This window comes from Chelativorans alearensis, from assembly GCF_010993735.1.
Taxonomy (GTDB): Bacteria; Pseudomonadota; Alphaproteobacteria; order Rhizobiales; family Rhizobiaceae; genus Chelativorans; species Chelativorans alearense.
In genome coordinates, this window is the sequence record NZ_WQNI01000009.1 from 199,567 (window position 1) to 221,929 (window position 22,363).

Here is a 22,363-nt window from a genome sequence, read left to right on the forward strand (position 1 = left end):
GGCCACGCCGTTTCCCAGTTTACCTGATCCTCGGCAGCTCTTCCCACTGGTGGAAGGGCGGCGGCGAGGGAAGCTGCCACTCCAGCGTCGTTGCGCCCTCGCCCCACGGGTTGGCGCCGGCGATGCGCTTCTTCGCGAATGCCTCGATCACGCCGTAGAGGAAGACGAGCACGCCGATCGCCGCCAGATAGGAACCGTAGGAGGAGACCATGTTCCAGCCGGCGAAGGCATCCGGGTAGTCGATGTAGCGGCGCGGCATGCCGGCGAGCCCGAGGAAATGCTGCGGGAAGAAGATCAGGTTCACGCCGATGAAGGTGATCCAGAAGTGCAGCCGGGCGACGAAGGAATTGTACATGTAGCCCGTCATTTTCGGGAACCAGTAGTACCAGGCCGCGAAGATGGCGAAGACGGCGCCCATCGACAGGACGTAGTGGAAGTGGGCCACCACGTAGTAGGTGTCGTGCATCGCCCGGTCGAGGCCGGCATTGGCAAGCTGCACGCCTGTCACGCCGCCCAGCGTGAACAGGAAGATGAAGGCGACCGCCCACAGCATCGGCACGCGGAAGGAGATGGAGCCGCCCCACATGGTGGCGATCCAGGAGAAGATCTTCACGCCCGTCGGCACCGCGATCACCATCGTCGCGAAGACGAAGTAGCGCTGCGCGTCGAGCGACAGGCCCGTGGTGTACATATGGTGCGCCCACACGACGAAGCCGACGGCGCCGATCGCCACCATGGCATAGGCCATGCCGAGATAGCCGAAGATCGGCTTCTTCGAGAAGGTCGACACGATGTGGCTGACGATGCCGAAGCCGGGCAGGATGAGGATGTAGACCTCCGGGTGCCCGAAGAACCAGAACAGATGCTGGAAGAGCACGGGATCGCCGCCGCCATCCGGCGCGAAGAAGGTCGTGCCGAAATTGCGGTCCGTCAGGAGCATGGTGATGCCGCCGGCCAGAACGGGTAGCGACAAGAGCAGCAGGAAGGCCGTGATCAGCACGGACCAGGCGAAGAGCGGCATCTTGTGCAGCGTCATGCCGGGAGCGCGCATGTTGAAGATGGTGGTGATGAAGTTGATCGCGCCGAGGATCGAGGAGGCGCCGGCGATATGCAGCGACAGGATGCCGAGATCGACGGCGGGGCCAGGCTGGCCGACGGTCGAAAGCGGCGGATAGATCGTCCAGCCCGTACCGGCGCCGTAGCTGCCGGCCGCACCAGGCACGAACATGGTGAGCAACATCAGGATGAAGGCCGGCGGCAGGAGCCAGAAGGAGATGTTGTTCATGCGCGGGAAGGCCATGTCCGGCGCGCCGATCATGATCGGCACCATCCAGTTGGCAAAGCCGCCGATGAGCGCCGGCATCACCATGAAGAAGATCATGATAAGGCCGTGGGCGGTGGTGAAGACGTTGTACATCTCCTTGCCGGCATCGATGGCCGCCGCACCCTCATAGCCGTAGACCATGGACGCCAGGCCGTGGAAGATCTGGATGCCCGGCTCGGCAAGCTCCCAGCGCATCATCACCGACAAGAAACCACCGATGACGCCGGCGAAGATCGCGAAGATCAGATAAAGGGTGCCGATGTCCTTGTGGTTCGTGGAATACACCCAGCGCACCCAGCCCTTCGGCTTGTGGTCATCGTGGTGGGTCTCAGTCGCAGCGCCTGCCATGTTTCCTACCGCTCCAAGTTATTCTTAGCGTCGCCCGGCTTACTCAGCGGCGGCGACCTTGTCCTCGCCCTTGCCGTCCTCGATCGCCGCCATCAGCGCCCTGTTGGCGCCTTCCAGATCTTCCTGCGCGGCCGCGTACCAGCTCTGGTACTGGTCCTGCGAGACGACGCGGATGGCAATCGGCATGAAGGCATGGTCCTTGCCGCACAGCTCCGAGCACTGTCCGTAGTAGAGGCCTTCGCGTTCCGCCTTGAACCAGGTCTCGTTGATACGGCCGGGCACCGCGTCGGCCTTGATGCCGAAGGCCGGCATGGCGAAGGCGTGGATCACGTCGCTGGAGGTGACCAGCACGCGCACGGTCTGACCGGCCGGCACCACGACTTCGTTGTCGACGGTGAGAAGGCGCGGATACTGAGCCCTGTCCTCCTTGCCGGCGCTTGCACGATCGCCGTCCTGAAGCATCAGCGAGGTGAAGGAGAGCGGATTCTCGGTGTCCTGGTACTCGTAGTCCCAGTACCACTGAACGCCGGTAGCCTTGATGGTCACGGCCGGCTCTTCCTCCGGCGTGTACTGGGCCGTCAGAAGCTGGAAGGAGGGTACGGCCAGAAGCAGAAGCACGATCACCGGGCCGACGGTCCACAGGATCTCGATGAGGGTGTTGTGGCTGGTGCGCGAGGGCACCGGATTGGCACTGGCGCGGTAGCGGACGATGCACCAGGCCAAAAGCGCCATCACCAGAAGGGTGATCGGCACGATGAACCACAGCGTGTAGGCCTCGAACCAGCGAATCTGCTCCATGATGCCCGTCGCGGCGGGCTGGAACCGTACCTGCCAGGGTTCGGGTTGCGCGGCGTGGGCACCGGTGGCGACCAGCGACAGCGCGAAGACCCAAAGGCTCGCAACAAACTTCTTCATAACCCTCGTCATCTCCCGATCAATGCGCTTTCCGCCGGCGGTGCGCCGGATACGCCAAAAGCCTGCAGCCCGGCGAGAAGCCGCATCGAGACCTGTTCAATACAGGCGCGTTCAAATCATACTCTCATGCGAACCGCAAGAAAGGCGTAGAGCCTCGCATGCGGCATTTTTGCGCTGCCGCCCCGCCAGCGCCGGCTTGTCCGCAATTCTGACCGATTCGGCAACGAGTGTGGGCGGCGCTTTGGGTAAAGGCCCGCTGGAATGGCTATTTCCTTTTCGGGCATGCATCGTCAGGATGGGTGGCCGTGATTCGTCGGGGAAAAGAGGTTCATCATGCCGTTGGTCGTACGTGTGGTGGCGGTGCTCGCCGCAACATTGGCCGTCATCCTGCCCGCCGCCGCGCAGCAGCAACAGCAGGAGGGATCTGTGCGCTCGACCCACGGCGCCTGGTCGATCCTCTGCGACACGCCGGCAGGCGCCGCCAGTGAGCAGTGCATCATGATGCAGAACGTGGTGGCGGAGGACAGGCCGGAGGTGGGCTTGTCCGTGGCGGTGCTGCGCACCGCCGACAACAAGGCGGAAATCATGCGCGTTCTGGCGCCGCTCGGTGTGCTCTTGCCGAACGGGCTCGGCCTCTACGTCGACGGCGAGGATATCGGCCGTGCCTATTTCGTGCGCTGCTTCCAGGATGGCTGCTATGCCGAGGTGATCCTCGAGGATACGCTTCTCGGAAAGTTGAGGAACGGCGAATCGGCCACCTTCATCGTCTTCCAGACTCCCGAGGAGGGTATAGGCATCCCGGTCGACCTCAAGGGCTTCGGCGAAGGCTTCGACGCTCTGCCTTAATGAAGACGCGCCGGGTGGCATCTTCGGTCAGATGCAAGAGGCAATTCCGCCCCGGCACTGGATCGGATCGTCCTCTGCCCTTAGATGAGGGAAGAAAGAACAGGATACCCGTCCATGCCCCGCTCGCTCATCGATTCCTTCGATTGTTCCGCTGACAAGCTCAAATCCCTCGTGTCCGATACCGTTTCGGGCGCCGATGATGGAGAGCTGTTCCTCGAATACCGCGAAGGCGAGGCTCTGGTCTTCGATAACGGCCGGCTGAAGACGGCCAGCTTCAACACCGACCAGGGCTTCGGCCTGCGCGCGGTGGCCGGCGAAGCCACGGGCTATGCCCATTCGAGCGAGCTTTCGGAAGCAGCGCTGAAGCGGGCGGCGGATGCCGTCTCCACCGTCAAGCATGGCTATTCCGGCACGCTCGCCGCGGCGCCATCCGGCACCAACCAGCGCCTTTATAGTGAGGACAACCCCATCGCCGCGCCCGGTTTCGAGGAGAAGGCGAAGCTCCTGCAGGAGATCGACGGCTGGCTGCGCGCGAGGGACTCGCGCGTGCGCCAGGTGACGGCCTCGCTCGCCGCGTCCTGGCAGCATGTGGAGATCCTGCGTGCGGACGGGCAAATCGCGCGCGACATCCGCCCGCTGGTGCGCATGAACGTTTCCGTCGTGGTCGGTGACGGCGACCGGCAGGAGACGGGCTCCTACGGCATGGGCGGGCGCAAGAGTTTCGGCGAGTTCCTGGTCGAGGATTCCTGGCGTTTCGCCGCAGAGGAGGCGCTGCGCCAGGCGCTGGTCAACCTGGAGGCGGTCCCCGCGCCCGCCGGCACCTTCGATATCGTGCTTGCCAATGGCTGGCCGGGCGTGATGCTGCACGAGGCGGTGGGTCACGGGCTCGAGGGCGACTTCAACCGCAAGAAGACCTCGGCGTTCGCCGGCCTGATGGGGAGTCAGGTTGCCGCCAAGGGCGTCACCGTCGTCGACGACGGCACCATTGCCGAGCGGCGCGGCTCGCTCACCATCGACGACGAGGGCACGCCATCCGGCCACAATGTGCTGATCGAGGACGGCAAGCTGGTCGGCTACATGCAGGACCGGCAGAACGCCCGCCTGATGGGCATGCGCCCGACCGGCAACGGCCGGCGCGAATCCTATGCGCATGAGCCCATGCCGCGCATGACCAACACCTACATGACGGCTGGCGACAAGACGCCCGAGGAGATCATCGCTTCGGTGAAGAAAGGCGTCTACGCCGTCTCTTTCGGCGGCGGACAGGTGGATATCACCTCCGGCAAATTCGTTTTCGGCTGCACTGAGGCCTACCTGATCGAGGACGGTAAGGTGACCCGGCCTATCAAGGGCGCCATGCTGATCGGCAACGGGCCGGACGCCATGCACCGCGTCTCGATGGTCGGCAACGACATGAAGCTGGACACCGGCATCGGCATGTGCGGCAAGAACGGCCAGGGCGTGCCCGTGGGCGTCGGCCAGCCGCATCTGAGGATGGACAAGATGACGGTGGGCGGCACGCAGGCGTGATGCCGGCCTCCATCGTCATTCTTACCGGCGCCGGCGTCTCGGCCGAATCGGGCGTCGACACCTTCCGCGACACGGGCGGCATCTGGTCTCGATACGACTACCGGAAAGTGGCCACACCGGAAGGTTTTGCCGCCGATCCGGCGCTGGTGCACGATTTCTACAATCAGCGCCGCAGCGGACTGGTCAAGATCGCGCCCAATGCGGCGCATTACGCGCTGGCGCGGCTTGAAGCCGGGCATCCGGGCCGACTGACCCTTGTCACGCAGAATATCGACGACCTGCATGAGCGGGCAGGCTCGAAGAACCTGATCCACATGCATGGAGAGCTCACCAAGGCGATCTGTGTCCGCTGTGGATCCCGGCATGAGTGGCACGGGGATCTTTCAACAGAAGTGCCCTGCCCCGCTTGCGCCGAAGCCGGCGGCCTGCGGCCGGATGTCGTGTGGTTCGGCGAGATGCCTTATCACATGGAGCGCATCTACGAGGCGCTGGGCGACTGTGATCTCTTCCTCGCCATCGGCACCAGCGGCAGCGTCTATCCGGCGGCACAATTCGTGCAGGAGGCGAGCCGTGCCGGCGCGCATACGGTGGAGCTCAATCTGGAGCCTTCGGAGACGTTCGGCGATTTCGATGAGGCGATCCATGGGCCGGCGAGCCGGGTGGTGCCGGACTATGTGGAAAAGCTTTTGAAGGGCAAATAGAGCCTTAGAACACGGCTTGAATGCCACGTCATACCGATCACCACGCCGCCCACGGTGCCGCGCAGCTTTCGCGTCCCGCATAATCGAACGGGGTGCGCGGCTACCGCGCGCTCTGCAAGACGGCGCGGCGGGCAACGCCGGGGCCAGAGGATGGCGACGGCATAAGTGGGCTAGCGCATGATGACCGGAAGCGGGCGCGGGCGCTCCTGAGCGACCTCGGCTCTGGGTGCAGGTACCCGAAGCCCCGGGACCAGGCAGGCCGCCAAAAGCGAGATCGTAACAAGAATCAGGAAAGAACCGGCATAGGCGGGCTCGAGCAGCGACCCGCCGAGCCTGCCGAGCGCCGGGCTGAGCAGTGCGGACGTGTAGGCGTGCGGTAAGACGCTCCGGTTCAGCCGCGTTTCCCCGGCCTTTCCAGAAGCGCCACCACCTCGACATGCGGCGACCACAGGAACTGGTCGACGGGGATCACTCGAGTGAGGCGGTAGCCGCCTTCAACGAGGATCGCCAGATCGCGGGCGAGCGTGCCGGGATTGCAGGAGACGGCGGCCACGCGGCGGACCGTGGAGCGGGCGACCTGCCGGCACTGATCTTCCGCGCCGGCGCGCGGCGGGTCGAAGACGAGACCGTCGAAGGCGGCAAGTTCCTTCGCTGTCAGCGGGCGATGGTAGAGGTCGCGCTTCTCGGCCGTCACCGGCTTCAGGCCGGGCGTATTTCTTGCCGCTGTCTCCAGTTCAGCCAGGGCGGCCGCATCGCCCTCCACAGCATGGACGCGCATGCCGCCGGCAAGCCGCAGCGCAAAGGTGCCGCTGCCGGAAAAGAGGTCGGCCACGTGCTTCGCGCCCATCAGATGCGCCGCCACAAGGCCAGCCATCGCTTCCTCCGCCGCAGCGACTGCCTGCAGGAATCCGCCAGGCGGCACGCTTACCGGCACCTCACCGTGAAGCACTGTCGGCTTCTGGCGCTCCACAAGCACCTCACCGTCGAGCGAAAGGCGCGCATACCCCTTGGCCAGCGCGAACGCCACTGCCTGTTGCCGGCGCTTGTCGTTCAGCCTGCCGGCGCCTTCCGCCGCGGCGTCCAGCCCGGTGCGGGTGGCTGTGACCGTGAGGCGGAACGGCTTTGGCGTGGCCGCCAGCAGCCTGGCAAGCTGGCGCAGATCCGGAAGGGCAGCGACGATCCGCGGATCGGCGACCGGGCATTCCTCGACATCGATGAGGCGGTGCGACTGGACAGCGTTGAAGCCCAGCAGCATGCGCTGCCCGATTGCCCGCGCGGTGAAGGCAAGGCGGCGGCGCGAGGCGGGCGGACAGGCAACGAGCGGCGCCACATCGGCGTCGAGGCCACGGCTTTGCAGGGCGTGGACGACCTTCCCGCGCTTCCACCCGGCATAGGCTTCCCTATCGAGATGCTGCACGGCGCAGCCGCCGCAGGCGCCGAAATGCCGGCAGGCAGGCTCCGCACGCCGCTCGGAAGCCTGGTCGATCTCGACAAGTGTGCCCCGCCGTCCCGATACCCGGACCTTCACCTTCTCTCCCGGCAGCGCGAAGGGAACGTAGAGGGGGCCGGCCGCCGTGTTGGCCACGCCGTCGCCCTGGGCGCCCAGCGCTTCGATGTGCAGCGTCTCGTTCATCACACCTTCCGCCCGGCGAGCAGAAACTCGCGGTTGCCGTCGCCGCCCTCGATGGGCGACGGGACGAGGCCGACGGCACGCCAGCCGTCGTTCGTCTCCAGCCAGTCCCTCATTTCGCTTGCGACCTCCTCCGCCTTTTCCGGCGCGCGCAGCAGGCCTCCCTTGCCGATCGCCTCGCGTCCCGCCTCGAATTGCGGCTTGACGAGGAAGAGGCCCTGCGCGCCGAGTGTGGCCATTGCAAGCGCCGCTGGCAGTGCCAGCTTCAGCGAAATGAAGCTGACGTCGGAGACCAGGAAATTCGGCCGCCGCCCGCCGATCGCCTCGAGCGTGAGATGGCGCGCGTTCACGCGTTCAAGGCAGGTCACGCGCGGATCTGCCTTCAGCCGCTCGTCCATCTGGTCGGCGCCCACATCGATAGCCGTCACTTGGGCCGCACCGCGCTCCAGAAGCACCTGTGTGAAGCCGCCGGTGGAGGCGCCGATATCGAGCGCGTGGGCGCCTTCTGGGTCGAGGCCGAAGGCGTCGAGCCCGTGGATGAGCTTGAGCGCGGCGCGCGAGACGTAGCGCTGCGCTGGGTCGTCCACAGCGATTTCCGCATCGGCCGCCACCGCCTGCCCCGGCTTCACCGCCGCGGTGCCGGCCACACGCACCGTGCCGCGCAAAATGGCGTCGCGGGCGCGGGCGCGGCTTTCAAACAGGCCGCGCTCGACCAGAAGCTGGTCGAGACGGAGACGGGTCGTCAGTGCGGTCATCGGTGTTCGGTGAAGGATAGTGGCGGGGATTGGCAAGTGCGCCACTCAAGCCCGCGCCACCTGCTCCTCCTGTCCAAGTGCGGCGAATACCGCACGCACGATGCCGGCAGCGTCGAGGCCCGCGTCGGCGTACATCTTCTCCGGCTTCGCCTGGTCCATGAAGACGTCGGGCATCACCAGGGGGCGCACCTTGAGGCCGCTTTCCAGGAGGCCCTGGTGGGCGAGGAAGTGGAGCACATGGGCGCCGAAGCCGCCGATGGAGCCTTCCTCGATGGTAAGAAGCACCTCATGCCCGCGCGCCAGTTGCGTCACGAGGTCGGCGTCGAGCGGCTTGGCGAAGCGCGCGTCGGCGACCGTTGTCGACAGGCCGGCGGCTTCCAGTTCGTCGGCCGCTTTGAGGCATTCCGCCAGGCGACCGCCCAGCGACAGAAGCGCCACCTTGGTGCCCTCGTGGACGACGCGGCCCTTGCCGATCTCCAGCGCCTGTCCGCGCTCCGGCAGTTCGACGCCAACGCCGTTGCCGCGCGGATAGCGGAAGGCGATGGGGCCGTCATCGTGTAGTGCCGCCGTGCGCACCATGTGCTTCAGCTCCGCCTCGTCGGCGGCGGCCATGACGGTGAAGTTCGGCAGCGTCGCCAGATAGGCGATGTCGAAGGCGCCGCAATGGGTGGCGCCGTCCGCACCCACGAAGCCGGCGCGGTCGATGGCAAAGCGCACCGGCAGGTTCTGGATCGCAACGTCGTGCACCACCTGGTCGTATGCGCGCTGCAGGAAGGTGGAGTAGATGGCGGCGAAGGGGCGATAGCCTTCCGTGGCAAGCCCGGCAGCGAAGGTCACGCCGTGCTGCTCGGCGATGCCGACGTCGAAGGTGCGCTCTGGGAACTCCTTGCCGAAGAGGTCGAGCCCGGTGCCGGACGGCATGGCGGCGGTGACGGCGACAATGCGCTCGTCCTCACGCGCTTCCTGGATAAGGCTTTGCGCGAAGACTTTCGTGTAACTCGGTGCATTCGCTGGCGACTTTGCTTGTGCACCGGTGATGACATCGAACTTGGCGACGCCGTGATACTTGTCGTCCGCCGCCTCCGCAGGGGCGTAGCCTTTGCCCTTCTGGGTGACGACATGGATGAGCACCGGGCCGTGGCCGTGGTCGCGCACGTTCTTCAGGACGGGCACGAGGTGCTCCAGATTGTGCCCATCGATAGGGCCGATGTGGAGGAAGCCCATTTCCTCGAACAACGTGCCGCCGGTGACATAGCCGCGCGCGTGCTCGACGGCGCGGGTGATTGCGCGGTCGACGCTCTTGCCGAGATAGGAGGTGAGCTTCTTGCCGAAGTCGCGGATGCCCTGGTAAGCGCGGCCGGAAGCAAGGCGCGCCAGATAGGCGCTCATGGCGCCGGTGGGCGGGGCGATCGACATGTCGTTGTCGTTCAAGATGACGATAAGCCGCGCGTCGAGCGCGCCGGCGTTGTTCATCGCCTCATAGGCCATGCCGGCGGACATGGCGCCGTCGCCGATGACGGCGATCACGTTGCGCCGCCCGCCCGAAAGGTCGCGCGCTACGGCCATGCCGAGGCCGGCGGAGATGGAGGTGGAAGAGTGCGCCGCACCGAAGGGGTCGTACTCGCTCTCGGCGCGCTTGGTGAAGCCCGACAGCCCGCCCTCCTGGCGCAGCGTGCGGATACGGTCGCGACGGCCAGTCAGGATCTTGTGCGGATAGGCCTGGTGGCCGACATCCCATATGACCCGGTCTTCCGGCGTGTCGAACACGTAGTGCAGCGCCACTGTCAGCTCGACCACGCCGAGCCCGGCGCCCAGATGCCCGCCGGTCTGCGAGACGGCGTCGACCAGTTCCGCGCGCAGCTCGTCTGCGAGCTGGGGCAGGTCTTTCTCGTCGAGCCCTTTCATGTCCGCCGGGATGCGGACACGATCAAGGAGAGGTGTTTCGGGAGGCGATTTCACGCTTTGCTCGCTCGTTGCAGATTGCAGGGACATAAGCGTTCGCGGACGCAAAGTAAACGCGGCAAGGCCGCGCTGCTTCTACTGCGGGTCGAGCGGCTCGGTGCCGGCAGGCACGCCCTCGCGGGAGAGGCGGATCTTCTCCACCTTGTCTTCGGCCGCCTTCAGGAGCCGGTCGCAATGGGCCTTCAGCGCCTCGCCGCGCTCGTAGATGCGGATCGACTGCTCAAGAGGCACGTCGCCCTGCTCCAGGTCGTTGACGATCTTCTCCAGCGCTTCCAGCGCCTGCTCGAAGGTCATCGCCTTGATGTCGTCGTTGGCTGCGGCATTGTTGGCGTCGGCGTTCATCCTTTACCCCTTCATCAAGCGCCCGACATGGGCGGCCACCGAGAGGGCCAGCCCTTCGAGGTCGTAACCGCCCTCGAGCAGGCTGACAAGCCGGTTGTCCGACCAGCGCCCCGCCCGTTCCATCACTCTCGCCGTGGCCCAGCTGAAATCGTCCTCGGTGAAATTGAGCTCGGCCAGCGGGTCGCGATAATGCGCATCGAAACCGGCCGAAATGATGATCAGATCGGGACGGAACTCGTCGAGCCGCGGCAGGATCGTACCCTTGAACGCCTCGCGGAATGCTTCGCCGTCGGTACCCGCGGAGAGCGGCACGTTGACGATGTTGCCGGCGCCGGTCTCTCCAGCCGCACCCGTGCCGGGATAAAGCGGCATCTGATGGGTGGAGCAGTAGAGCACCGACGGGTCGTCCCAGAAAATGTCCTGGGTGCCGTTGCCGTGGTGCACGTCCCAATCGACGATGGCCACGCGCTCGGCTCCATGCGCGTCCTGCGCGTGGCGAGCGGCGATCGCGGCGTTGTTGAACAGGCAGAAGCCCATCGCCTGGTCTTTCTCGGCATGGTGGCCGGGCGGACGGATGGCGGCGAAGGCATTGTCGGCGCGCCCGGCGAACACGTCGTCCACCGCGGCAGTGGCCGCGCCTATGGCCCTCAGCGCGGCCTCCCAGCTCCTGGGGCTGACGGAGGTGTCGGCGTCGATGCGCGCCAGGCCTTCGGCGGGGATCGTGCCCTTTACCCGGCGGGCATAGCTTTCCGGGTGTGCGAGGAGGATTGCCGTCTCGTTCGCCATCGGCGCCTCCACCCGATCAAGCGGGGCGAAGATTTCGTGCGACAACACCTTTTCAATAGCGCGCAGCCTGTCCGGCCGCTCGGGATGGCCGAGCGGGGTCAGATGCTCCAGGCAGACGGGATGGGTGTATAGCCGCGTGGTCATGCCCCGATATAGGCGTTGACGCCGGCTTTGGCCACGCCGCGCGGCGCCCTTCAACAGGGTTTCGGGCGTCAAGCGCCGCAGTGACCCTATTCGCGCTCCTTGACCCGAAGCCCTTCCAGAAGTGCCTTGAAGGCGTGCACGGCCTTGCGCGAGGAGGCTCGCGGCTCCGGCGAATTGGCGATCCACAAGGAAGCGCTCAGCATCGCGCCGTTGAGGAGACGCGCCAAGGCCTCGGCATCCGTGGCGACGATCGTTTCCTCCTGCACGAAACGCTCCAGGCTCGCGGTCATGGAGTTGATACAGGCGCTCTGATTGGGCCAGTTGGCGGGATCGCCCAACACCGCCGGCCCGTCGCGCAGCACGATGCGCTGTATCTCCGGCTCGAGCGCCATCTCGATATAGGCGATGCACTCGTCGACAAAGCCCCGCCACGGATTGCTCGCCTTTGCGGAGATGGCGCAAAGGCGTGCGTTCATCTCCGCATCGATCTCGGCGATAACGGCCTGCAGAAGCCCCTTCTTGTCCCCGAAATGGTGATAGAGCGCACCGCGGGTCAAACCGGCCTCGGCGGTGAAATCGTCCATGGAAGCATCGGCATATCCCACGGCGCCGAAGGCATGACGGGCGGCCGTGACCAGCTTGCGCCGGGTCTCCGTTATCATTTCGCTGCGAGGTTTGTGGGCCATTCTCTTCCTTTCACATACGGCACGTATATATTTAGTTGACATACGCTGCGTATGCAATTACCTCATTGACATACGCCGCGTATGTCAGCGGCGCGCTCTTACCAATCGAAGGATCGCGTCATGCCGAACCCGTATAGTGAAGTCTTCCAGGCGCCAGGGGCCAAGGGCTTTGCCGCCGCCGGATTTCTGGCGCGCCTGCCTGTCGCCATGGCCACCATGGGTATCGTCACCATGCTTTCCCAGAGCCATGGTGAGTACTGGTTGGCCGGTGCGGTCTCCGCTACGTTCGCCCTCACCAACGCCTTTGTCGCGCCGCAGATTTCCCGGCTCGTCGACCGCCACGGCCAGAGCCGTGTCCTGACGCCTGCAACAGCCGTCTCCGTCGCGGCCTTTACCGGGCTCATTCTTGCCACCCATTTCAGGTGGCCTTACTGGACGTTATTCGCCTTCGCCTTCATCGCCGGCGTCATGCCCAGCATGCCGGCCATGGTGCGGGCGCGGTGGACGGGGCTCTATCATGGCACGCCGAAGCTTCACACCGCCTTCGCCTTCGAGTCGGTGCTCGACGAGGTGGTCTATATGGCCGGCTCTGTGCTGGCGATCGGGCTAAGCGTCAGCCTCTTTCCGGAGGCAGGACCGCTGGCGGCCACACTGTTCCTGGCCGTGGGCACGGCGCTGTTCGTCGCGCAGAAATCCACCGAGCCGCCGGTCCGCCCGGTCGAGGAGAAGGCAAGCCGGTCAGCCCTCGGTGTCCCGGCGGTGCAGATCATCACCTTCACGCTGATCGCGGTCGGCACGATCTTCGGCACGGCCGAGGTGACTGTGATCGCGTTTTCGGAAGAGCTCGGCCAGAAGGGCGCGGCAAGCTTCGTTCTGGCCGGTTATGCGGGCGGCTCGCTGGTCGTCGGCCTCGTCTTCGGCACGCTAAAGCTCAAGGCCTCGCTTGGCCGGCAGTTCCTGGTCGCCAACGCGATCGCCATGCTGACAACCCTGCCCCTTCTTTGGGTGAACAGCATTCCGCTCCTGGCGCTCATGCTTTTCCTCGCAGGCGCTTCGATCTCGCCCACCTTCATAACCGCGTTCGGGCTGATCGAGCGGCTGGTACCCTCCTCGCAGCTTACCGAGGGCATCACCTGGGCCATGACCGGCATCTTCATCGGTATGGCCGTCGGCTCTTTCATCTCGGGCTATGTCATCGATGCCTTCGGTGCGCAAAGCGGGTTCTGGGTGTCGGTCGCGGCGGGCGGCGTGGCTCTGGCCACCGCGCTTTCCGGCCAGCGCATCCTGCAGAGGCCTTCAGCCGCCATCATGCCCAAAACAGCGGTGGCCTAGCGGCTACCCTCCGTGTCCGGCAAGGCCATCCGCAAGGCGGATGGCCTTACAATATCTCCGTCGAGGCGATCTTGATGCCGAAGCCTTCGAGGCCAACATAATGGCGCTCACGAGAGGCGAGCAGCTTGATGGAGGTGATGCCGAGATCCTTGAGGATCTGTGCTCCAAGACCGACCTCGCGCCATTCGCTCTCGCGCTTCACCGCTTCCTCGTGTGCTTCGGCCTCCCCGGCCCGGGGGCGGTGATGATGATGGGCGACGCCGACGGAACCCTCACGCAGATAAACCAGCACGCCACGCCCCATGGTGCCCATGGATTTCATGATGTCCTGCAGCCGGTATTCCGTGCCGAACACGTCGGCGACGACGTCCTCCGTATGCAGACGCACCGGTACATCCGTGCCATCGCGGATGTCGCCGAAGACGATGGCCAGATGCTGCATGGCCTCCCAGGGCAGCGTGTAGGTATGGACGGTGGCCGTGCCGCCGGGGGTCTCGATCTTGAAGCAGGCGATGCGCTCGACCAGCGTTTCCTGGCGCTGGCGGTAGGCGATGAGATCGGCGACGGAGACTTGGCTGAGGCCGTGCTCTTCCGCAAACGCCGTCACCTGCGGTCCGCGCATGACGGTACCGTCGTCGTTGACGAGTTCGCAGATGACGCCGATTGGCGGCAGACCGGCCAGCTTGCACAGATCGACGGCTGCCTCCGTATGGCCGGAGCGCATGAGCACGCCGCCCTCGCGGGCGATCAGCGGAAAGATGTGGCCGGGCCGTACGAAGTCGCTACTGCCGACATTGGGATTGGCAAGGTTGCGCACCGTCAGCGTGCGATCTTCGGCAGAGATGCCGGTGGTGGTGCCGTGCTTGAAATCGACGCTGACGGTAAAGGCCGTCTGATGGGGGGCGTCGTTTTCCGCCACCATGGGCGCGAGGTTCAGCCGCCGCGCCTCCTCCCGCGGCATCGGCGCGCAGACGATGCCGGAGGTATGGCGCACGATGAAGGCCATCTTCTCCGGCGTGGCATGGACCGCGGCGACGATCAGGTCCCCTTCGTTCTCGCGCCCGTCATCGTCCATGACGATGACGATCTCGCCGCGCTCAAAAGCGCGCAGGGCGTCGACGACTTTCCGCTGGTCATAGGGCATGGTTTCTCGCTGCGGTTAGGGGAATAGGGTCTACCCTTTCCCCGTTTGTCCTCGGTGACGCAAGTAGTGATCGGCGATGGTGCAGGCAAGCATGGCCTCGCCGATGGGCACGGCGCGAATGCCCACGCAGGGGTCGTGGCGGCCTTTGGTCGTCACGTCGACCTCCGCGCCTGTCTTGTCGACCGATTTCCGCGGGGTGAGGATGGACGAGGTGGGCTTCACCGCGAAACGGGCGATCACCGGCTCGCCGGTGGAGATGCCGCCCAGCACGCCACCGGCGTTGTTCGACAGGAACACGGGCTTGCCGTCAGCGCCGGTGCGCATCTCGTCGGCGTTCTCCTCGCCGGTGATGCGGGCGGCCTCGAAGCCGTTGCCGATCTCCACGCCCTTCACGGCGTTGATCGACATGAGGTTGGCGCAGATGTCCTGGTCGAGCTTGCCATAGATCGGCGCGCCGAGGCCCACCGGCACTCCCTCGGCCACCACCTCGATCACCGCGCCGACGGAGGAGCCTTTCTTGCGGATGCTGTCGAGATAATCGGCGAAGACGGCGACGGATTCCGGGTCGGGCGTGAAGAAGGGATTGTCGGGGTGGCCGATGAAATCCCAATCCCAGTTGGCGCGGTCGATTGCCTTCTCGCCCATCGAAACCAGCGCGCCGCGCACCTTGAGGCCGGGAACCACCTTGCGGGCAAGCGCGCCGGCGGCCACACGCACCGCGGTTTCGCGCGCCGAGGAGCGCCCGCCGCCGCGATAGTCGCGCAGGCCGTACTTCATCTCGTAGGTGTAGTCGGCATGGCCGGGGCGATAGCGCTGGGCAATCTCGCTATAATCCTTGGAGCGCTGGTCGACGTTCTCGATCAGCATGGAGACCGGTGTGCCGGTGGTGACCAGCGTTTCGCCGTCGTCTTCCGGCAGCACACCCGACAGGATCTTCACCTGATCGGGCTCGCGGCGCTGCGTGACGAAGCGGGACTGGCCCGGCCGGCGCCGGTCGAGATCGGCCTGTATCTCTTCGCGGGTAAAGCGGATGCCGGGCGGACAGCCGTCGACGACGCAGCCGATCGCCGCCCCGTGGCTTTCTCCCCAAGTGGTGACGCGAAACAGATGACCGAAGGTGTTGTGCGACATTGTAAGCGTTTCCTTGCGCGGCGGCGCCGGAACCGCTTCTATTTGCCTTTGCGGACGCGGTCAAACAGTGGAGGGGGACACTTTTGACACATTTTATCATTTCAATTCGGACAACCGTCACCCGCTTGCATTACGCTTCTTGCAACACGACATCTTGAGGTTCCGCCCCATGCGAATCCCTACCGCCGTCTTATCCCTTGCCCTTCTCGCCACGCCGGCCATTGCCGCCGACACGGAGGGCACCATCACCGCGGTCGACGAGGAGCGGATGACGATTACGCTCCATGACGGCGATACCTATAAGCTGCCCCCCGAGATCGACATGTCCGCCATCTCCGACGGCATGGAAGTCGTGATCGCTTACCGGGTCGATGATAACGGCGAAAAGCAGATCATGGACATGCTGCTGCCGGAATAAGCTACAGCCATTCCAGCGCGCCATTGTCCACCCGCAGGATCAGGTCCTGCGGGACGTTCAGTTCTGCCGCCTCTTCGGCCGACAGCCCACCCACCCAATGAAACACGGCGCGCATGACGCCGCCATGGGTGACGCATATGGTCGGCCTTTCCAGAGCATCCAGCCAACCCCGTACGCGCCACGCCAGCAGCTCGTAGCTTTCCGCCTCCGCCCCCGGCGGCAGGAAATGCCATTTGCGCTGCGCGCGTGCTCTGGTGCAGCCTGGCTCACGAGCTTCCAGCTCCTCATATGTGAGGCCCTGCCAGTCTCCGAAATGCACCTCCTTGAGGCGCGGGTCGGTGCTGTAGCCATGCGGGGGAAGGCCCATCTCGGTGCGCACCCGCTCCATGGTCTCGCAGGTGCGGCGTAGCGGGCTTGCAACGAAGTCGAAAGCGGCGGGGTCGTCTATGAGACCCGCCAGGCGACGGCCGTTGCGGTCTGCCTCGGCGCGGCCCTTGGCGTTGATATCGGTGTCCGCCTGCCCCTGAAACCGCTCCTCGACGTTCCAGTCGGTCTGGCCGTGCCGGATGATGTAGAGAAGCGGAAGCACGGAAACCTCATGGACGGGCGCCCTGCCCGTACTAGTCGTTCACCACGGAGATATCGGGCGCATCGACGGCCTTCATGCCGACAACGTGGTAGCCCGAATCGACGTGCAGAACCTCGCCGGTCACGCCGCGCGCCAGATGCGAGAGGAGGTAGAGGGCGGTGTCGCCCACCTCCTCGATCGTCACCACCCGCTTCAGCGGCGAGTTGTACTCGTTCCAGCGTAGGATATAGCGGAAATCGCCGATGCCAGAGGCGGCGAGCGTCTTGATGGGGCCGGCCGAGACCGCGTTGACGCGGATGTTGGACCCGCCGAGATCGACGGCGAGATAGCGCACGCTGGCCTCGAGCGCTGCCTTGGCAACGCCCATGACGTTGTAGTGCGGCATCACCTTCTCGGCGCCGTAATAGGTCATGGTCAGGATGGAGCCGCCGTCCGCCATCAACGGCTCGGCGCGCTTGGCGACCGCCGTCAATGAATAGACCGAGATGTCCATGGTGCGCAGGAAATTGTCGCGTGTGGTCTCGACATAGCGCCCGGTCAGTTCGTCCTTGTCGGAGAAGGCGACGGCGTGGACGAGGAAGTCCAGCTTGCCCCAGCGCTTCTCGACTTCGGCGAACACCGCGTCGACGGTGTCTAGCTCGGTGACGTCGCAGTGACCGACGACGATGGCGCCCAGTTCGGCGGCCAGCGGCTCGACCCGTTTTTTCAGCGCGTCGCCCTGATAGGTCAGCGCCAGTTCGGCCCCTTCGGCCGCGCAGGCTTTGGCGATGCCCCAGGCGATCGAGCGATTGTTGGCTACACCGAGCACAAGCCCGCGCTTGCCGGCCATCAGGCCGTTACCACCTGCCATAGACGATTCTCCGAACTTGTTACGGCGAACGCCCTATCGCACAGCGATAGCAAAGCATCAAGTTGGCAGAAGGAGATGTGGGGGAAAAGGAGAAGCCCTACTCGCTCTCCACGTTCTTGCGAAACAGCTTCTCCAGCGCCGCATCCCCTCCTTCCGGCAGCATGATGCGCACATGGGCATAAAAATCGCCGTTGCCGCCGCTCTTCAAAGGCAAGCCACGCCCCTTGAGCCTGAGCGTGCGGTCGGAGCTCGACCAGGCGGGCACGGCAACGGCCACCTTGCCGGTCGGCGTCTCCACCGCCACCTTGGCGCCGAGCACGGCGTCGCGCAAGCTCACGGGAAGGTCGGCATGCAGATCACGCCCCTCCACGCGGTAGCGCTTGTGCGGGCGCAGCTTCAGCTTCACCAGCGCATCGCCGCGTTCGCCGAAAGGTGTCTCGGCCCCCTGGCCCTTGAGGCGGATCGTCTGGCCGTCCTCGACATAGCGCGGCAGCTTCACGGCAATGCGCCGGTCGTCGGGGAAGACCGCCGTCACCTTGGCCGCGGTCGCCACGTCCTCAATGCTGACGGAGAGCGTGGCGTTGAGGTCGCCCAGCCCTTCCGGACGCGTGGTGCGCCGCGCACCCTGCGGGCCGCCATGCGAAAAAGCCTGGCCGAAGATTTCGCTGAAGATGTCGGCGCCGCTGAAAGGCTCGCCGTCCATGCCGCTCGTGCGGAACTCGAAGTGGGTACGGCCCTGTCCGGCACCGGCACCGGCACGCCGGAAGCCGGCAAAGGGGTCGCCGTGGGCGCCACCCTCGAAGCCGTGGAAGCGCGGCTTACCGCTGGCGTCGATCTCGCCGTTGTCGAAGGCTTGCCGTGTCTTTTCGTTGCCGAGGATTTCGTAGGCCTGGCCGATTTCGGCAAAACGCTCCTTCGCCCGCGGGTCGTCCGGCCGCTGGTCGGGGTGGTACTTCTTGGCCAGGCGGCGATAGGCCGCCTTTATGTCCTTCGCCGGTGCGCCCTTCTGCACGCCCAGCGCCTCGTAAGGGTTCTTCATCGTCAGCCTTGCCCAAGGAGCGGCGGGAAAGCCGTCAACCGGGTGTTTTGCATAGGTTTTCGGTCGCGCCAGTTATATGCGCATTGGCGGAGCAGAATTCCAGTATCCTGCGGTATGGCTACAGCATTGCAAAGGCGCGCGTGTGCAAAAAGCCCGTTGCGCCCTCACAAGCAAGCCCTCGGTAGAGGTTGATGCCATCAAAGCTTTGGCGCGTCGTGGTGAAGGCAAGGCAATCTTGCCCGTCCGCTTCCTGCTTTGTCACGGCGGTAATCCTGCCGCGTGCGCCGCTTACCGGGTTCTCCCATTCGTGGCCGACAGCATCCAGTACTTCGCGCGCCAGGACGGCGAGGACGATCTCGGCATCGGTCTCCTTGCCAGACGCGGTGATAGCCGGCACGGAGGCGGTGGTGATGGTCCCGTCCGACCGCTGGCCGACGGTGTCTTGCGCGCTGGCCGCACAGCCGTGTGCCAGCGCCGCAAAAACACAAAGAAGTGCCGCCTTTCTGAGAAGGCGCAGCACCAAACGGGCTCCGTTATCTGCCCCTTGCATCGGCCCCCGCAATCGGCATGCTCCGCAAAACAGCATAAGTGAGCAGGACGATGGTTACGAATGCCTTAAACGAGAGCGATTTCACCGAAAGCGGCGACCCCTATCGCCTGTTCGGTGAATGGCTGGTGGACGCCGAGGGTTCGGAACCGAACGATCCCAACGCCACGGCGCTGGCGACCGTGGACGCGGACGGCATGCCCAATGTGCGCATGGTGCTGCTCAAGGGTTTCGACGAGCGCGGCTTCGTCTTCTACACGAACTTCGAAAGCGCCAAGGGGCAGGAGATCCTCTCCTCGATGAAGGCCGCCATGTGCTTCCATTGGAAGAGCCTGCGTCGGCAGGTGCGCGTGCGCGGGCCGGTGGAACAGGTGAGCGAGGAGGAGGCGGACGCCTATTTCGCCTCCCGCCCCCGTGGCAGCCGCATCGGCGCCTGGGCCTCGAAACAGTCGCGGCCGCTGGAGAGTCGCTTTGCGCTGGAAAAGGCGGTGGCGGAATATACGGCCAAGTTCGCCATCGGCGCGATCCCGCGGCCGGAGTACTGGTCGGGCCTGCGGATTGTGCCGGACAGCATCGAATTCTGGCACGACCGCCCCTTCCGGCTGCACGACCGGGTGATCTTCAGGCGCGTGGAGGGCGGCTGGGAGAAGACGCGGCTTTATCCCTAAGCGGACCCTTGCTTGTAAGGCGGACGCTCAGGCGCCGTCCCGCTTCCGGTTCATGAAGGCCGTGAAGGCGGCGCGGGCTTCGTCCGATTTCAGCCGCGCGCGAAAGTGTTCGCCCTCCTCCCGTATACGCGCAAAAACCTCATCACGGGGTCCGCGCAAAAGATCACGCGTGATCCGCAGCGCCTCCGGCGGTTTTGCCGCAAGGGCTCGGGCGGCGGAAAGGGCCGTTTTCTCCAGCGAGGAAGCGTCGACGATGCGGTGGATAAGGCCCGCCGCGAGCGCCGCCTCGGCGTCCAGCGCCTCGCCCAGCGCCAGAAGCGCGAAGGCGCGCTGGGGGCCGAGGACGCGGGGGCCGAGCAGGCTGGAGCCTGCCTCCGGCACAAGGCCGAGGTCGACGAACGGTGTCCGGAAGACGGTCTCCGGCGTGGCGAAGGTCAGGTCGCAATGCAGGTTGATCGTGGTGCCGATGCCAACGGCGATGCCGTCGACGCCCGAAACCAAGGGCTTCCTGCAGCCGGCGAGCGCCAGCAGAAAATCGAACACCTCTTCGCCGCCCTCCCCGCCGGTGGCGACGGTGAGGAAATCGGCAAGGTCGTTGCCCGCGGAGAAGGCCTCCGGTCCACCGAAGATCGCATGGCATCGCACCGCCTCGTCGCCGTCGCCCTCGGTGAGCGCAGTGGCCATGGCGGCGTACATCGCCCGGGTGATGGCGTTCTTCTTCTCCGGCCGGTTGAGGCGGATGATCTGCACCGCATCGCGGCGCTCGACGAGGATGTGGTCGGTCATGCTCAGCCCTCCACCAACGCGCCGGCAGCCGCGATCAGGCTTTCCGCGCCCTCGATCACCGTGCGTTTCAACGCCGCCGTCTCGGCCAAATGGTTTTCCGCGAGATAGCGGCTGAGGCGCGCCTGCGCGGCATTTCCCGCCGAAACCGCGCCGCGCGCCACCATGACAGCGCCGGCGGCGAGCGCGAAAAGACGCAGATAGGGCGTGGCGCCGCACAAGGCGGCCTCCGCCTGCCCCTCCCCCTGAAGGCGCAGAAGATGCTCCGTCGCTTCCTCCAGATCGTCCAGCGCCGCGCTTAGGCGCTCCCCGGTCTCGCCCAGTTCCGGCATGTTGGCGCCACGCACGGTCTCGGCGTCCTGCCGCAATTCGGCGATGAAGCCGCGCACATGCGCGCCGTCAGCCTGCGGCAGCTTGCGCATGACGAGATCGATAGCCTGGATGCCGTTGGTGCCCTCGTAGATCGGGGCAATGCGCGCATCGCGCAAAAGCGCGGCCGCGCCGGTCTCCTCGATATAGCCCATGCCGCCGTGCACCTGTAGGCCGAGCGAGGCGACCTCGACGCCGACGTCGGTCGGGAAAGCCTTGGCGAGCGGCGTGAGCAGGTTCGCCCGATGCTGCCAATGGGCGACCTCCTCTCCACCGGTGAAGCGGGCCATGTCCATCGCATGGGCGCAGGAATAGGCGATGGCGCGCGCAGCCTGCGTCATGGCCTTCATAGTCAAAAGCGTGCGCTTGACGTCCGGGTGTTCGACGATGGGGCTCATCTCACCGCCCTTGTCGCCCTCGGCCCGGCCCTGGCGGCGCTCGCGCGCGTAGGCGAATGCCTTCTGGTATGCGGCCTCGGCTACCGCCACGCCCTGCATGCCAACGGCGAGGCGAGCGTTGTTCATCATGGTGAACATGCAGGCGAGCCCGCGGTTCTCCTCGCCGACCAGCCAGCCGACCGCGCCGGGCGTGGCGCCGAACTTTCCGTCGCCGTAGATCATGGTGCAGGTGGGCGAGCCGTGGATGCCCATCTTGTGCTCGATCGAGGCGCAGAAGACGTCGTTGCGCGGGCCGAGCGAGCCGTCATCGCCCACCAGGAACTTCGGCACCAGGAAGAGCGAGATACCCTTGGTGCCGGCCGGCGCATCCGGCAGGCGTGCCAGCACGAGGTGCACGATGTTTTCAGTGAAGTCCTGCTCGCCGTAGGTGATGAATATCTTTTGGCCGAAGATGCGGTAGGTGCCGTCGGCAGCACGTTCAGCGCGCGCCTTGAGCGCGCCGAGGTCGGAACCGGCCTGCGGCTCCGTCAGGTTCATGGTGCCCATCCATTCGCCGGTGACGAGCTTTTCCAGATAGGTTTTCTTCAGGTCCTCGCCGGCGTGCTTTTCCAGCGCCTCGATGGCGCCCATGGTGAGCGTCGGGCCGATGGCGAAGGCCATGGAGCCGGAATTCCACATCTCGAGCGCGGCCACGGCAAGCATCATCGGCAGGCCCTGCCCGCCCCAATGCTCGGGCGCGGCCAGCGCATTCCACCCACCCTCGCACCATTTGCGGTAAAGCTCGGGCCAGCCGGGCGGTGTGGTCACTTCACCACTCTTCAGCTGCGCGCCCCTCTCGTCGCCGATGCGGGCCAGTGGCGCGATCTCCTCGCTGGCGAAGCGGCCGGCCTCGGTCAGTATGGCCGAGACGAGATCGGGCGAAAGGTCGCCGGCGAGCCCCTCGTCCAGCATCTTCTTCAGCCCGGCGACATGAGTGAGCGTGTGGCCGATCTCCTCCACGGGTGCGCGATACATGGCTTGCCTCCTCGATACCCGGCGCTTGGGAAGGAGCCTAGTCGCGCCCTGCCCGCACGACCAGCCCTGCCCGCACGACCGATAGTTTCTTTTTACGTAAACGTCAAATACA

At 65.5% G+C, this 22,363-nt stretch carries 22 protein-coding genes; 6 read left to right on the forward strand and 16 right to left on the reverse strand.

Features of this window, described 5'->3' with window-relative positions; all coding sequences use genetic code 11:
* Nucleotides 1–19: 19 nt before the first annotated feature.
* Entirely contained in the window at nt 20–1,672 is a 1,653-nt protein-coding gene (ctaD, locus tag GPJ75_RS15100; RefSeq protein WP_163269147.1) for a cytochrome c oxidase subunit I, read from the reverse strand.
* Between the two features lie 39 nt (nt 1,673–1,711).
* Nucleotides 1,712–2,587 (reverse strand): cytochrome c oxidase subunit II, encoded by an 876-nt coding sequence (gene coxB, locus GPJ75_RS15105; protein WP_163269148.1) that lies wholly within the window; start codon nt 2,585–2,587, stop codon nt 1,712–1,714.
* A gap of 333 nt (nt 2,588–2,920) precedes the next feature.
* Between coxB and GPJ75_RS15110 the strand changes: the two genes are divergently transcribed.
* From GPJ75_RS15110 to GPJ75_RS15120, 3 genes are all read left to right on the forward strand, one after another.
* Nucleotides 2,921–3,433, forward strand: a complete 513-nt coding sequence (locus GPJ75_RS15110; protein ID WP_163269149.1) for an invasion associated locus B family protein — start codon at nt 2,921–2,923, stop codon at nt 3,431–3,433.
* 114 nt (nt 3,434–3,547) lie between these two features.
* Nucleotides 3,548–4,963 carry a metalloprotease TldD gene (tldD, locus tag GPJ75_RS15115; protein WP_163269150.1) on the forward strand — a complete coding sequence of 472 codons (1,416 nt, stop codon included), beginning with the start codon at nt 3,548–3,550 and terminating at the stop codon, nt 4,961–4,963.
* Entirely contained in the window at nt 4,963–5,664 is a 702-nt protein-coding gene (locus GPJ75_RS15120) for an NAD-dependent deacylase (RefSeq protein WP_163269151.1), read from the forward strand. Before tldD ends, GPJ75_RS15120 begins: the two co-directional genes overlap by 1 nt.
* Nucleotides 5,665–6,055: 391 nt before the next feature.
* Here GPJ75_RS15120 and GPJ75_RS15125 read toward each other — a convergent pair whose 3' ends face one another.
* The 6 genes from GPJ75_RS15125 to GPJ75_RS15150 form a co-directional block, all read right to left on the reverse strand.
* A complete protein-coding gene (locus GPJ75_RS15125) occupies nt 6,056–7,297 on the reverse strand; it encodes a class I SAM-dependent RNA methyltransferase (RefSeq protein ID WP_163269152.1) in 1,242 nt (413 codons plus the stop codon).
* Nucleotides 7,297–8,049 (reverse strand): TlyA family RNA methyltransferase, encoded by a 753-nt coding sequence (locus GPJ75_RS15130; RefSeq protein ID WP_163269153.1) that lies wholly within the window; start codon nt 8,047–8,049, stop codon nt 7,297–7,299. The genes GPJ75_RS15125 and GPJ75_RS15130 overlap by 1 nt, the downstream gene beginning before the upstream one ends.
* 45 nt (nt 8,050–8,094) lie before the next feature.
* A complete protein-coding gene (gene dxs, locus GPJ75_RS15135; protein WP_205602544.1) occupies nt 8,095–10,041 on the reverse strand; it encodes a 1-deoxy-D-xylulose-5-phosphate synthase in 1,947 nt (648 codons plus the stop codon).
* A 45-nt stretch (nt 10,042–10,086) separates the two neighbouring features.
* Nucleotides 10,087–10,353 carry an exodeoxyribonuclease VII small subunit gene (locus tag GPJ75_RS15140; protein ID WP_163269155.1) on the reverse strand — a complete coding sequence of 89 codons (267 nt, stop codon included), beginning with the start codon at nt 10,351–10,353 and terminating at the stop codon, nt 10,087–10,089.
* A 3-nt stretch (nt 10,354–10,356) separates the two neighbouring features.
* Nucleotides 10,357–11,283, reverse strand: a complete 927-nt coding sequence (locus tag GPJ75_RS15145) for a histone deacetylase family protein (RefSeq protein ID WP_163269156.1) — start codon at nt 11,281–11,283, stop codon at nt 10,357–10,359.
* A gap of 86 nt (nt 11,284–11,369) precedes the next feature.
* Complete coding sequence (locus GPJ75_RS15150; protein ID WP_163269157.1) at nt 11,370–11,969, reverse strand: TetR/AcrR family transcriptional regulator; 600 nt, start codon at nt 11,967–11,969, stop codon at nt 11,370–11,372.
* 120 nt (nt 11,970–12,089) lie between these two features.
* On the opposite strand from GPJ75_RS15150, the gene GPJ75_RS15155 reads away from it, so the two are divergent.
* Complete coding sequence (locus GPJ75_RS15155) at nt 12,090–13,301, forward strand: MFS transporter (RefSeq protein WP_163269158.1); 1,212 nt, start codon at nt 12,090–12,092, stop codon at nt 13,299–13,301.
* A gap of 46 nt (nt 13,302–13,347) precedes the next feature.
* Here GPJ75_RS15155 and ribB read toward each other — a convergent pair whose 3' ends face one another.
* The gene (ribB, locus tag GPJ75_RS15160) at nt 13,348–14,445 is read right to left on the reverse strand and encodes a 3,4-dihydroxy-2-butanone-4-phosphate synthase (RefSeq protein WP_163269159.1); all 1,098 of its coding nucleotides are present in this window, start codon (nt 14,443–14,445) and stop codon (nt 13,348–13,350) included.
* 30 nt (nt 14,446–14,475) lie between these two features.
* A complete protein-coding gene (aroC, locus tag GPJ75_RS15165; RefSeq protein WP_163269160.1) occupies nt 14,476–15,576 on the reverse strand; it encodes a chorismate synthase in 1,101 nt (366 codons plus the stop codon).
* A gap of 169 nt (nt 15,577–15,745) precedes the next feature.
* Between aroC and GPJ75_RS15170 the strand changes: the two genes are divergently transcribed.
* Nucleotides 15,746–15,994, forward strand: a complete 249-nt coding sequence (locus GPJ75_RS15170; RefSeq protein WP_163269161.1) for a DUF1344 domain-containing protein — start codon at nt 15,746–15,748, stop codon at nt 15,992–15,994.
* Nucleotide 15,995: 1 nt separating this feature from the next.
* Here the strand turns inward: GPJ75_RS15170 and GPJ75_RS15175 are convergent, their stop codons facing one another.
* The 4 genes from GPJ75_RS15175 to GPJ75_RS15190 all read right to left on the reverse strand — a co-directional run bounded on the left by GPJ75_RS15175 (nt 15,996) and on the right by GPJ75_RS15190 (nt 18,992).
* On the reverse strand, nt 15,996–16,583 hold the full coding sequence (locus GPJ75_RS15175; RefSeq protein ID WP_163269162.1) for a histidine phosphatase family protein: 588 nt from the start codon (nt 16,581–16,583) through the stop codon (nt 15,996–15,998).
* 31 nt (nt 16,584–16,614) lie between these two features.
* Nucleotides 16,615–17,433: an enoyl-ACP reductase FabI gene (gene fabI, locus GPJ75_RS15180; protein WP_163269163.1), complete on the reverse strand. Its 819-nt coding sequence runs from the start codon at nt 17,431–17,433 to the stop codon at nt 16,615–16,617.
* Nucleotides 17,434–17,530: 97 nt separating this feature from the next.
* Nucleotides 17,531–18,472: a DnaJ C-terminal domain-containing protein gene (locus tag GPJ75_RS15185; RefSeq protein ID WP_163269164.1), complete on the reverse strand. Its 942-nt coding sequence runs from the start codon at nt 18,470–18,472 to the stop codon at nt 17,531–17,533.
* A gap of 118 nt (nt 18,473–18,590) precedes the next feature.
* On the reverse strand, nt 18,591–18,992 hold the full coding sequence (locus GPJ75_RS15190; protein WP_163269165.1) for an RT0821/Lpp0805 family surface protein: 402 nt from the start codon (nt 18,990–18,992) through the stop codon (nt 18,591–18,593).
* Between the two features lie 80 nt (nt 18,993–19,072).
* On the opposite strand from GPJ75_RS15190, the gene pdxH reads away from it, so the two are divergent.
* Nucleotides 19,073–19,687 (forward strand): pyridoxamine 5'-phosphate oxidase, encoded by a 615-nt coding sequence (gene pdxH, locus GPJ75_RS15195; RefSeq protein WP_163269166.1) that lies wholly within the window; start codon nt 19,073–19,075, stop codon nt 19,685–19,687.
* 27 nt (nt 19,688–19,714) lie between these two features.
* Here pdxH and GPJ75_RS15200 read toward each other — a convergent pair whose 3' ends face one another.
* Nucleotides 19,715–20,473, reverse strand: a complete 759-nt coding sequence (locus GPJ75_RS15200; RefSeq protein ID WP_163269167.1) for a crotonase/enoyl-CoA hydratase family protein — start codon at nt 20,471–20,473, stop codon at nt 19,715–19,717.
* 2 nt (nt 20,474–20,475) lie between these two features.
* The gene (locus GPJ75_RS15205) at nt 20,476–22,251 is read right to left on the reverse strand and encodes an acyl-CoA dehydrogenase family protein (RefSeq protein ID WP_163269168.1); all 1,776 of its coding nucleotides are present in this window, start codon (nt 22,249–22,251) and stop codon (nt 20,476–20,478) included.
* Nucleotides 22,252–22,363 lie beyond the last annotated feature (112 nt).